13 protein-coding genes are annotated in these 13,327 nt (G+C 69.3%); 7 read left to right on the top strand and 6 right to left on the bottom strand.

Annotation, left to right across the window (positions count from 1 at the left end; genetic code table 11):
• Positions 1-16: 16 nt before the first annotated feature.
• Entirely contained in the window at positions 17-871 is an 855-nt protein-coding gene (locus ACZ42Y_RS00885) for a DMT family transporter (RefSeq protein ID WP_058370218.1), read from the bottom strand.
• Between the two features lie 101 nt (positions 872-972).
• Between ACZ42Y_RS00885 and ACZ42Y_RS00880 the strand changes: the two genes are divergently transcribed.
• Positions 973-2,091 (top strand): NAD(P)/FAD-dependent oxidoreductase, encoded by a 1,119-nt coding sequence (locus ACZ42Y_RS00880; protein WP_464735523.1) that lies wholly within the window; start codon positions 973-975, stop codon positions 2,089-2,091.
• On the opposite strand, the gene ACZ42Y_RS00875 is transcribed toward ACZ42Y_RS00880, so the two are convergent.
• From ACZ42Y_RS00875 to ACZ42Y_RS00860, 4 genes are all read right to left on the bottom strand, one after another.
• A complete protein-coding gene (locus ACZ42Y_RS00875) occupies positions 2,088-3,182 on the bottom strand; it encodes a hypothetical protein (RefSeq protein ID WP_464735522.1) in 1,095 nt (364 codons plus the stop codon). The genes ACZ42Y_RS00880 and ACZ42Y_RS00875 overlap by 4 nt on opposite strands.
• Before the next feature lie 65 nt (positions 3,183-3,247).
• Positions 3,248-4,147 carry a metallophosphoesterase gene (locus ACZ42Y_RS00870; RefSeq protein ID WP_058370221.1) on the bottom strand — a complete coding sequence of 300 codons (900 nt, stop codon included), beginning with the start codon at positions 4,145-4,147 and terminating at the stop codon, positions 3,248-3,250.
• A gap of 87 nt (positions 4,148-4,234) precedes the next feature.
• Positions 4,235-6,067: an aldehyde ferredoxin oxidoreductase family protein gene (locus tag ACZ42Y_RS00865; protein ID WP_058370222.1), complete on the bottom strand. Its 1,833-nt coding sequence runs from the start codon at positions 6,065-6,067 to the stop codon at positions 4,235-4,237.
• Positions 6,068-6,128: 61 nt separating this feature from the next.
• Complete coding sequence (locus tag ACZ42Y_RS00860; protein WP_269082797.1) at positions 6,129-6,263, bottom strand: hypothetical protein; 135 nt, start codon at positions 6,261-6,263, stop codon at positions 6,129-6,131.
• A 206-nt stretch (positions 6,264-6,469) separates the two neighbouring features.
• On the opposite strand from ACZ42Y_RS00860, the gene prs reads away from it, so the two are divergent.
• On the top strand, positions 6,470-7,420 hold the full coding sequence (gene prs / locus ACZ42Y_RS00855) for a ribose-phosphate diphosphokinase (protein WP_058370223.1): 951 nt from the start codon (positions 6,470-6,472) through the stop codon (positions 7,418-7,420).
• Positions 7,421-7,868: 448 nt separating this feature from the next.
• Here prs and ACZ42Y_RS00850 read toward each other — a convergent pair whose 3' ends face one another.
• Positions 7,869-8,777, bottom strand: a complete 909-nt coding sequence (locus tag ACZ42Y_RS00850; RefSeq protein WP_058370224.1) for a hypothetical protein — start codon at positions 8,775-8,777, stop codon at positions 7,869-7,871.
• 261 nt (positions 8,778-9,038) lie between these two features.
• On the opposite strand from ACZ42Y_RS00850, the gene ACZ42Y_RS00845 reads away from it, so the two are divergent.
• From ACZ42Y_RS00845 to ACZ42Y_RS00825, 5 genes are all read left to right on the top strand, one after another.
• A complete protein-coding gene (locus tag ACZ42Y_RS00845; RefSeq protein ID WP_058370225.1) occupies positions 9,039-9,617 on the top strand; it encodes a 2-oxoacid:acceptor oxidoreductase family protein in 579 nt (192 codons plus the stop codon).
• A 2-nt stretch (positions 9,618-9,619) separates the two neighbouring features.
• Positions 9,620-9,955, top strand: a complete 336-nt coding sequence (locus tag ACZ42Y_RS00840; protein WP_058371332.1) for a 4Fe-4S binding protein — start codon at positions 9,620-9,622, stop codon at positions 9,953-9,955.
• 17 nt (positions 9,956-9,972) lie between these two features.
• Positions 9,973-11,211, top strand: coding sequence for a transketolase C-terminal domain-containing protein (locus tag ACZ42Y_RS00835; protein ID WP_058371333.1), 1,239 nt, complete (start codon positions 9,973-9,975; stop codon positions 11,209-11,211).
• A 43-nt stretch (positions 11,212-11,254) separates the two neighbouring features.
• Entirely contained in the window at positions 11,255-12,208 is a 954-nt protein-coding gene (gene porB, locus ACZ42Y_RS00830) for a pyruvate synthase subunit PorB (protein WP_058370226.1), read from the top strand.
• A gap of 97 nt (positions 12,209-12,305) precedes the next feature.
• Positions 12,306-13,295 (top strand): amidohydrolase family protein, encoded by a 990-nt coding sequence (locus tag ACZ42Y_RS00825; RefSeq protein ID WP_058370227.1) that lies wholly within the window; start codon positions 12,306-12,308, stop codon positions 13,293-13,295.
• Positions 13,296-13,327 lie beyond the last annotated feature (32 nt).

Here is a 13,327-nt window from a genome sequence, read left to right as displayed (position 1 = left end):
CCCCCGGGCTAGGCTCCTAGCCCCCAGCTCTTACCCCTCCCGTGGCGAGCAACGAGGAGGCCAGCACCATGGCGGCGCCCAGGGCCTGGAGCGGGGAGAGCCTCTCGCCCAGGAGGAGCCAGGCTAGCACAACAGCAGTGACCGGCTCTACAAGGCTGACCACGGCCACCCGGTGGGCCTCGAGCCTGCGCAGGGCGCGGCTGCTGAGCGTGTAGGGGACTAGCGTGCCGGCGCAGGCCAGGTAGGAGGCGTAGGCCAGGTCTACGAGGCCCGGCGGCCCCCGGGGCCTCGCCACCGCCGTGACGCCGAGTGCTGCGAAGGGGAGGCTGTGGACGGCCACCCCGGCAACCCCGGCTCCCCGCAGCTGGGCGTAGCGGGAGAGGAGGATGTAGGCGGCGTAGCTGACCCCGGAGGCGAGGCCCAGCAGCACCCCGGCGGCGTCGAAGCTGCCTCCCCCGGGCCCCACGGCCAGGACGGCGCCGGCCAGCCCCAGGGCCATGGAGGCGAGCCCCTGGCCCCCAGGGGGTTCCCCGAGCAGGGGCCCCGAGGCGAGCGCCACCCAGGCGGGAGCCGTGTAGAGTAGTATGCTGGCCAGCGCGGCGCCTATCCTGGAGACGGCGAGGAAGTAGGTGGCGTAGAGCGGCGCGAGCCCGAGGAGCCCCACCGCTATACTCCACTTCCCCGGCCTCCCGGCCCCCAGCAGCGCGGCCACCGGGCTGGCGAGCGCCGCCAGCAGGGGCCTGCCGAGGATGAGCCAGGCCCCGTCGGCGCCTGCCTGGACGCCTAGCCTGTAGGCCACGCCTATGCTGCCCCATAGGACGGCCGCCGCGGCCGCTTCGGCCACGCTCCTCCAGTAGCCCCTCCCCCTCAAGGCCCGCTGCCCTCTGCGCCTCCCCTGGGGGCGGCGGGATGACGGTAGCACTCTTTTGGCTTGGCAGCGGCCTCTGCCGCTCCGCCAGGGGTGCCCCCCGGGTGGCCAGGATAGTCGTGGTCGGCAGCGGCTTCGCCGGCGTCGAGGCGGTGAGGAGGCTGACTGGACTCGGGCTCTGCGAAAGGGGGGAGTGCGTCTGGGTCACCTCCAGGCCCAGCATGGTCTTCCTGCCCCTGGTGCCCGCGCTGGTGAGCCGCCGCTACCGGCCCGAGGACGTGGAGTGGAGCGTCGAGGCCTACGCGGGTAGGCTCGGCGTGTCGCTGGTGGCCAAGCGGGCCACGGCTGTCGAGGAGGGGAGGATCCGCCTCGAGGACGGCGAGACCATCGACTTCGACTACGCGGTGATAGCTGCTGGCGCCCGGCCCGCTTTCTACGGGGTCCCCGGGGCCGAGGAGCTCAGCCTCACCGTCTACGGGGCCGAGGAGGCCTGGAGGCTCGGCGGCATGATAGAGGAGGGGAGAATCCAGAGCATGGTAGTGGTGGGCGCCGGGTTCGTCGGGGTCGAGGTGGCGGCGGAGGCGCTCTGGCTCGCCAGGAGGCTGGGGAGGGAGCTGCGCGTGACCCTTGTGGATATGCTGCAGGAGCCCCTCCAGCTGCTGGGCAATGAGAAGGCCTCCAGGCTGGCCAGGAGGCTGCTGGAGGAGATGGGCGCCGGGTTCAGGATGGGGCAGCCTGTGACCAGGGTGTACGAGGGCGGCGTCGAGCTGAAGGACGGGAGCAGGGTGGAGGGCGACGTCGTTATCTGGTCCGCAGGGCTCAGGGGCCCCGGGATAGAGGCGCCCAGGGAGGCCCTGGCGAGGGGAGGGTTCCTCCGGGTGGACGAGTACCTCCGCGTCCCCGGCCTAGGCGGCCGCGTCTACGCCGCAGGCGACGCCACAGAGTTCAGGAGGGGCCAGTGCGTGGCCCTCAAGATGGCCAGGGAGGCTCTGAGGAGCGCGGCGAGGGCGGTGAATAATATAGCCGCGAGGATGCAGGGGGCCGGGGAGAAGCCCTACCATCCGCTCATAACCAGCTGCAGGCCCCTCGCCGGGATAACGCTGGGCCCCGAGGAGGGCATACTGGTGCTGGGCAAGAGGCTGGCGCTCCGCAGCAACCTGGCGCACTGGTACCACGAGAGGGTGAGGCGCCTCTACCAGGAGCTCCTCGCCGGCAAGCCCTAGCCGCCGGTGTACCGGTAGAGTATCAGACCCGTGAGCCTACGGCCGCCGGGGGCGGCGGGACGGTAGACCATCTCCACGCGGCCGCCGAGAAGCCCCGCCACCGCCCTCGCCGCCTCGGCCGCCGCCCCGGCGTCGAAGGCGTCGGCGGTGTAGACCGCTACCTGGGCGGGGTCCCTAGGCTCAAGGCTAGTCTCCATCCTCAGCAGCCACCTCTCCCCCCGCCCAGCGGCCTCGGCCAGCCCCTCCACGAGCCCCGGCCTGCGGCTGCGGGGCACCACTAGCACCCAGGCGCCCTCAAGCAGCTCCAGCGCCTTGTGGACCGGCAGGCTGCAGGCCCTGAGGCGGAGGCTGGCCGCGTGCACAGCGAGGCTCCGGGCCTCTGGGGCCAGGCCGCGGGCCCGCGCCTCCTCGGCGACGCGGCCCGGGTCGAGGCCGCCGCTGCAGAGCCTCTCCAGCGTCTCCGCGGCCCTGGTCCTCTGCTCCTCGACGCTAGCGCTCACCACTAGGAGCTGGCTCCTCTCCACCAGGTATGGGAGGTTGGTGAGCAGGTTGGCGAGCCTCTCGAGGGCCTCAGCCTCGCCGCGCTGGAGCCCGTGGCGCCGGAGCCCGGGCAGCTCGACCCGCCAGTGCTCGACGGCGAGACTCCTCCCCCACTCCTCCAGCACGCGCTCCACAACCCTCCTCGCATGCTCCACCGCGACCCCATTGACCACGGCCAGCCTCTCCACAGCCTTCTCGAGCCCGCCGCTCTGCCGGGCCTTCTCAACCCGGTAGGCCTTGAGGCAGTTGCCGCAGAGGGGCAGGAGGTCCTCGAGGATGGCCCTGCCCCCGCCGTCGAGGAGCCATATGCGCCAGTAGCCCGCCACCCTGAGCGCCGGGGCGCCGCAGTAGGCGCAGCCCCTGCCGAGCAGCCCGCCGAGCAGCTCCCGGAGCCTCTCCACGGCCCCCGCGGCCCCTGGGCCCGCCAGCCCCTCTGCCAGCGCCGGGTCGAGCCTGGCGAGGGTGGAGGGCTCCGCCCCCCAGAGCCTTGGGGGCAGGGGCCGCGGGCAGAGCCTGAGGCCGCGGCACGCGTCCTCGTAGAGAGGCTGCATCACAAGGCACCGTCACAAGACTAGGCCGGGTGACGCGGCGATAACGGCTCCCCTGGCTGGTACCCTCAGCCCTCCGGGTAGCGGAGGAATTCGAGGAACTCCCCCTCCTGGTCTATGAGGAGTGCACCGGCGCCGGCCCCGTGGTAGAGGCTCGAGAACACTGTCACCACCGAGCCCTCCAGCTCCCTCATCCCCATACGCTCCCCGTGGCCCACGCCTTTGAGCAGCCTCCCCTCCCGGGTCCACACAGCGTGAGCGTCCACAGCCTCGTGGGCCCGGACAAGGAGGCTCAGCCCATTGGCGCGGAGGAAGCTGGTCCAGGCGAGCCGGCCGTAGTAGTAGACCCCGGGGCCCCGGATGCTCGGCGCGAACCACTCCAGGTCTCCCCTGGGGTCGTTCCAGAGCAGCTGGGCGGCGAGGCTGTCGCTCCACTCGTCCAGCTCGGGGCGGCAGTGGAGCCTCGAGAGACGCTCAGCCAGTTCCTCCAGGGACACGGGCTCCTCGGGGCCCCCGCTGCACTCGCGGCAGGGGACCCCGCCGTGGAGGAGGAGCACGCCCCGGGACCTGGCGGCGTAGGGGAGGCAGGAGTAGAGGCGGCGGAGGGGGGCCAGCCTGCCCGGGCCCAGCTTGGAGTAGTACTCTTCAAGGAATCCGTAGTACCTGTTCATCTCCAGCGACTCGTGGTTGCCGCGGAGCAGCAGCAGCCTCCCCGGCTCCGCCAGCATCCTCTCGAGGAGCAGCTCCAGGTTCTCCACGCTCCAGGGGCCGCGGTCCACGTAGTCCCCCAGGAAGACGACCGCCTCCGCCCCGTGCTTGTCCGCGAGCCGCAGCGCCCACTCAGAGACCTCGGGGTAGCCGTGGGTGTCGCCGACCACTAGTATCCTCCCAGCCTCCACCTCCACCACGGGGCCACGGCTGGCCAGGAGCCCGGCTGCATCCTCCATTAGCTCCACTAGCCTCGCCAAGCCTTGACCCGGCTGGCTGTGGGAGGGCTGGGCCGGGAATGGGTGTTACCCCGACGCCGGCCCGGGGCGGGAAACGGGGCATGCGGGCTAGCCCCTCTGGGCGTGCTTCTCCGCCAGGGGCACCGCGTCCTCTAGGCCGAGGCGGCGGAGGGTCTCCGGGAGGGGTACGCCGTTAGGCGCCCAGCCCCTCTCCTCGTAGTACATCCTCAGCATCTCCAGGAACCTGTCGCGGTCCAGCTTCGCGCCCTTCAGCGGCCCCTTAGTGAGGGGCTCGCGGAACCAGCGCTCCGGCGGCATGTCCATCTCTATGCTCCAGCCCCCATGCTCCCTCACCCATATCATCCTTATCAGCGCGTAGACGCGGTCCGCCACCTCGTTCATATACTCCATCGTGATGTCTAGCCCGGTGGCGGCGCGGAGGAGCCTTATGAAGTACTCGGGGTCTATCCCGGTCTCCACGACGGGGAACCGGCAGGCCACGGCGGTCTCGAAGAGGCCGCCGCGGAGCCTCTGCAGCTCTATAAGCTTCCTCACCTTCTCCCTGCTGTACTCCATGCGGCCGTGCTGCACCTCCCAGGCTATCAGCCAGGCGTCCTTGTGGTGGGCTCCTATCGGGCTGGTGGCGTAGGCCAGCGCCATGCCGGGGGCGGCGTGGCAGTCGTAGGCGCTCACCTCGAGCCCCTTCACGTGCATGGCGTACCAGGTCTCCCCTATCTTCCTGGAGGCCCTCGCGCTCCCCTCGGCCAGGAGGTCCCCGACGCCCCTGCGGAGTGCTATGTCCTGGACGAGCCCGGCTATCTTCCTGGTCTCGCCCCAGCCTGCGTCTAGCTCCAGCTTACCCCTCTCCGCCGCCTCCAGCGCGTAGCCGAGAGTGCCGCCGAGGCTTATCGTGTCGAGCCCGTACAGGTCGGCAAGCCTGTTGAGGACCGCCGCCTCCTCCAGCCTGGATATCCCCAGGTTGCTGCCCAGCATGGCGACGTTCTCGTAGTCGAGCTCTACCCTCCTCCCCTCCTCGTCCTCTATCACGTGGCCGCAGGGCATGACGCAGAGGGGGCAGCTGCGGAGGTCCACCTCTATCTTCTCCATGTAGCTGCCGCTTATCCCCCGGTAGCCCTCGAACACGCCCTCCCTGAAATTGTAGGCTGGGAGCACGCTCGCCTCCTGCGCCCACTCAACCGTGGCCATGGTGCCCTGGCGCATCCAGAACCCGTAGCTGGGGCTCTGCCGGACGGCCCTTATAGCCTCCGAGGCAGCCTTCATCAGTGCGTCCCTATCGAACACCTCGGGGCGCCTGCTGCCCCGCACGACTATAGCCTTCAGCCTCTTGCTGCCCATGACTGCGCCTAGGCCGGGCCTGCCGCCGCTCCGGCCCTTCTGGGCCACGACAGTGGCGAAGCGTACCAGGTTCTCCCCCGCTGGGCCTATGAGGAGTATGCCTGCATCCCTGCCATAGCGCTCCACGAGCCGGTCGTAGGCCTGGAAGGTGTCGAGCCCCCAGAGGTCCTCGGCGGGCTCCAGCCACGCCTTGTCATCCTCCACGACCAGTATCGAGGGCTTCTCCGCCGCGCCCTCAACCACTATGGCGTCCCAGCCCGCGGCCCTCAGCTGGACGGCCGCCCAGGACCCTATGTTCCCGTCCCCGTAGCCGCCGGTCAGCGGGCTCTTAGCCGCGACCACAAGCTTCCCCGTGTTGGGCCCGGGGAGCCCCGTGATTGGGCCCACGGCGGCGATGAAGAGGTTGCGGGGCCCGAGGGGGTCGGCGCCCGGCTCGAGGAATTCCCAGAGGATCTTGGCTGCGAAGCCCCTGCCGCCTATGAAGAGCCGGGCCATCTCGCCCGGGTAGCGCCACTCCCGGAACTCTCCCCGGGAGAGGTCGGCCCAGAGGATCCTGCCGCTCCACCCGTAGGGGTTTGAGCCCACTAGAAGGCCACCGCGTAAAGCCGGGGCTGGAGGGGCTGAAAAAAGCAGCCGCAGAGCAGCGCTAGTGCCTCCGGGCCGGGTGCACTGGGGCCTCGAAGAGGTACTCGAGGCTTATCAGCGCGTAGATTATGCCCCAGACCTTGTCTCCCTGGATCTCCGTGGCAGCCTTGTAGGCGAAGAGGAGGGCCAGGGCCATGTAGAGGAGGAGGCGGAGCCTCCCACCTACTATACATACCTACCCCGCGTGATCCTCGCTAGAGCAGCCATGCTCTCCTCCCTTGCGGCACGTACCCACGCATACTAAGGAAGGAACGCCCCCGGGTAATAACCTGCCGCGGCCGGGGAGGGCCCCGCCTTTATACCGAGGCCTCCCCGGGGAGGCGCCTCCCCTGGGGGCTGGCCGTGGCGGCCCGATACGTCGTTGTAGCCGCGCCCGGCGTCCCCGAGAGCTTCGCTGAGGGGCTCGCCAGGAGCCTGGGCGCGGAGCTGGCCCGCGCCGAGCACAAGCTGTTCCCCGACGGGGAGAGCTACGTCAGGATACCCGCCGGCCTCGATGGCGCCGTGGCGGTGGTAGCCTCAACCGGCTACCCGGAGCCGACGAGGAGGCTCTGGGAGGCGGCCCTCCTTGCCGAGGCCTCCCGGGGGCTCGGCGCCAGCCACGTGGTCGCGGTGATGGGGTATACCCCCTACAGCCGGCAGGACCGCCGCTTCATCCGCGGCGAGCCGGTGAGCATCCGCGTCACCCTAGGCCTCCTAGCGTCCAGCGGCGCCGAGGCCTTCGCGGCCGTGGACCTGCATAAGCCGGAGAGCCTCCACTGGTTCCCGGGCCCCGCGGCCAGCGTGGACCCCAGCCCAGCGTTCGCCGAGAGGCTCCGCGGGGCCGCGGAGGCCGCCGAGAAGATCTACGTGATCGCCCCCGACCGGGGCGCCTTCCACCGGGCCCGCAGGCTCGCCGAGAGGCTGGGGGCGGCCTTCGACTACCTTGAGAAGAGCAGGGACAGGGTAACCGGGGAGATAACAATGAGGCCCAAGACGCTCGACGTCAGGGGCGCCACGGTAGTGATAGTCGACGATATAGTGAGCACCGGGGGGACCATGGCCAGGGCCGCGGAGATCCTCCTCCAGCAGGGAGCCCGGGAGGTCATAGCAGCCTGCACCCACGGCCTCTTCGCGGGCGACGCCCTCCAGAAGCTTAGGAAGGCAGGGGTATCCAGGATACTAGCCGGCAACACCGTGAAGCCCCCGGAGGGCGTGGAGGAGGTGGACGTGAGCAGGCAGGTAGCCGCGGCGATCGACAGGCTCGTGGAAGCCGTGGCGGGCTACGAGCAGGAGAAGCCCCAGAAGCGGGGCTAGGCACAAGCCCCCCGCACCCCCTACCAGCCCCCGGAGCCCCGTGGGCAAGGACGCCCCGGCGAGGGGCCCGATGAGTCCACGGCCTCCTGGGCGCCCGCCAGCCCCTCCCCGCTAGGGGCGCGGCGGCGGAGCCGGGGAACCCGTAGCCCGGCGCGCAGCCATTATTATCCCGCCCGGCAGCCTACACTAATCCAGGAGCGTTTATCCCGGCGCCTCCTCGGCCGACACCCGGGGGCGAGGCCGCCGAGGCCCCGGCGGCTCTATGACCCCGGGGCCGGCTAGGGGCCGCGGTCAAACCCCCAGCCCCTGGGCCCGACGGTGGACGCAGCCTCGGGGCCAGGCTTCTAGGCCCCCGGGGCTGCGGTGGCGAGTTGTGGGGCCTCCACACGCGGACCCTCCCCGGGGAGGGGCTGAGGAGCAGGCTAGGCACCGAGCAGCCCCCGGGGGCCTACCCGTAGATCAGCCTCGTGAGGCGCTCGAGGCCCGGGTGGAGCTTGTACCTGGGCTCCCTCACCCCGTCCCTCTCCGCCGCCTCCGCCAGGCAGCCCAGGGCCCAGGCCGGCTGGGAGAGCACCGTCTCCCAGCAGCTCCTCCCCGGCGGCACAGCGCTCACCGGCACCCCGGCCTCCCTGAGGGCCTCGAGCACCTCCTCCTGCCTCCCCCGGGGCGCTGTGCTCGAGAGGTAGAGGGCCACGCTATCCGCGGCGTAGACGGGGGCGTGGACCAGCTGCTCAAGCCTCTCGCTCCTGGCGGGCATGGCGTAGGCCTCGTAGAGCTTGAGCACGGTGTACAGCGCGCTGCTGTAGGCCTCCGCCGCGCCCGCGTGCACCCCGGCCATTAGCGCGCCGCAGCCCGCGGCCGCGGGGCCGGGCCAGGAGACCCTCTCCCCCATGGCGGCCGCCAGGGCTGCGAGCATCGCCAGGTGCCGGGCCGCCCCCACGCCTGCAGCGAGCCCGGTATAGGTGAGCTGCACCACGCTGCCGGCTAGCCTCGCGAGCGGGGTGCCGGGCCCCGTGACTGCCACGACGCGGCCGCCTAGCCGGCGGTAGGCCTCGACGGCCTCCAGGACGCTGCGGGTCCTGCCCCCGACGCTCAGCGCCAGGAGGAGGCAGCCCCTCCCGGCCGCGGCCTCCAGGGCGCCGGTGGTCACCGCGTCGAAGGGGTCGAGGGCCCTGGCCCGGCCGCGGCTGCAGGCCTCCAGGGCCAGGGCCGCGGCGTAGCTGTCGCCGGCCCCCACTGCTAGTATGCACTCCTCGCCGGCTAGTATGGGCTCCGTCGAGGACGCCTGCTCCGCCACCAGCCTGGGGGCCTGAGCTAGCTCCCTCCGGAGCGCCTCCGCCAGCGGGGCTCCGGCCACTCCGTGGCCACCCCGGGGGGCCTGGCGCCCCGGCCGGGTATTAGGAGGGGCCCGGCTACTGTGCAGCGCCGGCCCCCGTGTGGTTCGACTATCGTGCCAGCTGGCTACTACAATCAGGCGCTGGGAAGGGATAGGAGTTATTAGTTAGCCCACCACTGTAGCAGTGCAGCCCCGGGGGCTTCCTCCAGCCCTCTCCAAAGCCCTAAGGTATAGTAGTGCCTGGGGCTCTCCAGAACACGTGTGACCGCCCTGGTGGTAGGCTTGACGCGTGTAGAAATCAGGTTCCACGGCCGGGGAGGCCAGGGAGCCGTCACGGCTGCCGAGGTGCTCGCCGCCGCCGCGATCCGGGAGGGCAAGTACGCTATGGCCTTCCCCGAGTACGGCGCCGAGCGCCGCGGGGCCCCGGTGCTCGCCTTCGTCAGGATAGACGACAAGGTTATCCTCGAGAGGGAGCCGGTCCTCGAGCCCGACATAGTTGTAGTCCTGGACCCGAGCCTGGTGCCCAGCATATACATGAGGGGGCTTAAGCCGAGCGGGCTAACGGTGATAAATACTAAGAAGAGCCCCGAGGAGGCCGCCGAGTTCATCAGGAGCCATGGACTGAACCCGCCCCGCTGCGTGGCGACCGTCGACGCGACTAGCATAGCTCTCAAGCACCTGGGGGCGCCGATAGTGAATACCTCGATGCTCGGCGCCCTGGCACGGGCCTCCAAGGTCGTGGAGCTCGACTCGCTCGAGCATAGTATAGAGGAGTATTTCGAGGATAAGCCCAGGATTATTGAACCCAACCTGCGCGCGGTGGAGGAGGCCTACTCCTCGACGGAGGTGGTCTGCCTGTGAGCATGGACCGCTACCTGGGTAAAAAGTACCCCGAGACCATGGAAGACCTCCCGATAGCGGCTATCGTGCCCTGGCCGGGCAGCACCGAGGAGGTTGACGTAAGCTCCTGGAGGACATTCCGCCCGGTGATAAACCAGGAGAAGTGTATCCGGTGCCGCCTCTGCTGGGTCTACTGCCCGGATAGCGCTATCCTCGAGCTGGACAAGGAGTACACCAACAAGCAGGGCAAGAAGTTCAGGATAACTTTCGAGGTTGACTACCAGCACTGCAAGGGCTGCGGTATCTGCGCCTTCGAGTGCCCCGTGAACGCGATAGAGATGGTGCCGGAGGAGAGGTGAGGAGGGCAGTGGCGGCGCTGGAGGCCAGGAGCCGGGAGCGGGCTGAGGCGCGGCAGGCCCAGAGGATAGCCGCTAAGGGTAACTACGCCGCCGCTCTCGCTGTCCGCGACGTCGATATAGACGTGGCCGCTATATACCCGATAACCCCGCAGGCCCAGATAGCCGAGAAGATAACCGAGATGGTTGCCAACGGGGAGCTCGACGCCGAGGTAATACCCGTCGAGGGCGAGCACAGCGCTATGAGCGCTGTCATCGCCGCAGCCGCCACCGGCGCCAGGGTGTTCACCGCCACGAGCAGCCAGGGCCTCGAGTACATGCACGAGATGCTCTACATAGCCAGTGGCCTCCGCCAGCCAGTGGTCATGGCTATAGCTACTCGCGCGCTCAGCGCGCCGCTGAACATATGGAACGACTACAGCGACGTCATGGGAATGAGGGATACCGGCTGGATAATAATATTTAGCGAGACCGTGCAGGAGGTGTACGACAACCTGATCCAGGCCTACTATATAGCCGAGCACCCGGACGTGCTGCTCCCCGTAGCCGTGACGCTCGACGGCTACATACTCAGCCACACGGTGGAGCCCCTGGAGCCTATACCCAGGGAGGAGGTGCTGAAGTACGCGGCCAAGAGGCCCAGGGGGTACCGGCCGGTGCTGGACCCCGACAAGCCCATGACGTTCGGCGTTGTCGGCGGCCCCGACTGGTACTACGAGGCCAAGGTACAGCAGGACCTGGCGCTCCGCGAGTCGCCCCGCGTGATAGAGGAGGCCGCGAGGGAGTTCGAGAAGAGGTTCGGCCGCCGCTACGGCCTCATAGAGGAGTACATGATGGAGGACGCCGAGGTGGCTATAGTGAGCCTCGGGGCCACCGCGAGCCTGGTGAAGGCCGCCGTCAACAGGCTGCGCGAGGAGGGCGTGAGGGCGGGGATGGTGAAGATCCGCGTCTACCGGCCCTTCCCCGCCGAGCAGGTGGCCAAGGCGCTTGAGAACGTCAAGGCCGTCGGCGTGCTCGACCGCGCCCTCGCATTCGGCGCCGCTGTGGAGGGACCCCTCTTCCTAGACGTCTCGGCGGCGCTCGCCGTGAGGGGGATCACGAAGCCTATGGCGAGCTTCGTCCACGGCCTCGGCGGCCGCGACATATACGTGAAGGATGTGGTGGAGATGTACAAGAAGCTCCTGAACATCGCGGAGACAGGCAGGAGCGAGCCCCGCACACTATTCTACGGGGTTAGGAGCAGGATGAGGCTCCACTAGCCCCCACGCTCATGGACCGGCCCGTCTAGAGGGGTGGGATTCGATGGCCATAGCTAAGCCCATACGCACAGTCTGGGACATACCCCGCGAGGAGCAGTTCGCCCCCGGCCACAGCATGTGCCAGGGCTGCGCCGCGGCCCTCATAATGAGGATGCTGATGAAGGTAGCGGGTAAGGACGCAATAGTGGTGATGGGCACTGGCTGCGTCGAGGTAACCACCACCCTGTTCCCCAGGACCGCGTGGAGGAACCCCTGGCTCCACCTAGCCTTCGAGAACACCGGCGCCGCGGCGAGCGGCGTCGAGGCGGCGATTAAGGCGCTGCAGAGGAAGGGCGTGCTGGACCCCAACAGGAGGATAAAGGTGGTGGCGATAGCAGGTGACGGCGGCACCTTTGACATAGGGCTGCAGAGCCTCAGCGGCATGATGGAGAGGGGCCACGACGTCATGTACGTGGTCTACGACAACGAGGCCTACATGAACACCGGCATACAGAGGAGCAGCGCCACGCCATTCGGCGCCTGGACCACCACGACCCCGGTTGGGAAGAGGATGAGGGGCGAGCCCCACCCGAAGAAGGACATAATAGGAATAGCGCTGGCCCACAGGATACCCTACATAGCCACCGCAAACCCCGCCTACCCGACCGACATGATGGAGAAGTTCCGGAAGGCCTACGAGACCCGGGGCCCGAGCCTTGTACACGTGCTCTCGCCCTGCACCCCTGGCTGGAGGATAAGGAACGAGCACAGCATCCATGTAGCGCGGCTGGCAGTCCTCACCGGCATGTGGGTGCAGCTCGAGATAGTGAACGGGAAGCCCAGGGTAACGGTAAAGGTGCCCAAGAGGAAGCCGGTCAGGGAGTACCTCAAGCTCCAGGGCAGGTTCCGCCACCTGACCGACGAGGAGATAGAGCAGATCCAGAAGATGGTCGACCACTACGTGGAGGAGATCAACCGCTGGGTGGGCGAGCAGGCCATAGGCCCGGTGGCCGAGTAGGATCCCCTGGGGGCCCCACCCGCATCCCCTCTTTTTAAGGCTCCCCGGTGGAAGGGGTGCCGGCAGCCCCCTGGGGCCTCTTCGACCCCGCCGTGAGGTGTGGGCCCTGCCCCTTCTAGAGAAGGCTCTGCAGCTCATCGAGGAGGTGCCGTGCATAGCCGACGCCCATGTCCACCTGGTTGATAACCGCAGCCCCTGGGAGCTGGCGCTGGAGCTGGCCGGCTACCGCGTCTCCCTGGCCCAGGTCATGGAGATCCGGCCCCCTGCCGAGCTTGTGGCGGCGAGGAGCCAGCGCGTGCTAGCCAGGGCCTGGAGGGCGGCGGAGCCCGTGCTGAGGAGGCTCGCGCCCTGGCTGCTGGAGCACTACGAGACCCCGGACCGGCTGCTGGCCGAGACCCTCATCTTCCTCTCGCGCTTCGGCCCCGTGGAGCCCCGCGAGAGCCCCAGCGGGGCGAGGCTCGTGTTCTACGCCGACCCGGAGCCGAGCCGGGGCCCCGGGGAGGTGTATGAGGCCGCCCGGAGGAGGCTCGGGGAGGGCTACCGGGGGCTCAAGCTGATCACGACGATGCACATGGTGTGGCCGGACTCGAAGGAGGTCGAGGAGGTGTTCGAGGCCGCCGAGGAGAAGGCCGTGCCCGTCCTCGTCCACGCGGGCTGCGACCCCGGCCTCTGGGAGCTGCCCGCCTTCTGCAGCCTCGGCAACCCGGAGCGGCTCGAGAGGGCCATAGCCACGCACCGGGACGTGCCGGTGATAATAGCCCACGCGGGCGGCTACAGCGCGGCCGCGCCCGGCGTGTTCACCGAGGAGGCGGTGAAGCTGGCCCGCCGCTACCCCAACGTCTACCTCGACACGAGCGCCGTGCCCCTGGATGTCCTCGAGATAGTAGTCTCGAGCCTCCCGGCCGGGAAGATACTGCACGCCAGCGACTACCCGGTGGTGGAGGAGGACACTCCGGCCAGGAGCGCCGCCCGGCTCGTGGCGGCTGCACTGCGGAGGGGCCGGGGGCGCGGCGAGCTAGAGGCGATGCTCTACCGGAACCTCGAGGAGCTGCTCGGCGTGGAGTGCAGGCCTCTGGAGCCGCCCTAGGGCCCCCAGGGTAGCCCCCAGGGGCCAGGATA

It is taken from the genome of Pyrodictium brockii, from assembly GCF_055379715.1.
This window is presented reverse-complemented; position numbering and strand designations above follow the sequence as displayed.

Excerpts from the sequence above, each read along its gene's own strand:
- ACZ42Y_RS00840 (WP_058371332.1), top strand. The coding sequence starts at position 9,620 with ATGGACCGCTACCTGGGTAAAAAGTACCCCGAGACCATGGAAGACCTC.
- ACZ42Y_RS00860 (WP_269082797.1), bottom strand. The coding sequence starts at position 6,263 with ATGGCCCTGGCCCTCCTCTTCGCCTACAAGGCTGCCACGGAGATCCAG.
- porB (WP_058370226.1), top strand. The coding sequence starts at position 11,255 with ATGGCCATAGCTAAGCCCATACGCACAGTCTGGGACATACCCCGCGAG.
- ACZ42Y_RS00875 (WP_464735522.1), bottom strand. The coding sequence starts at position 3,182 with ATGCAGCCTCTCTACGAGGACGCGTGCCGCGGCCTCAGGCTCTGCCCG.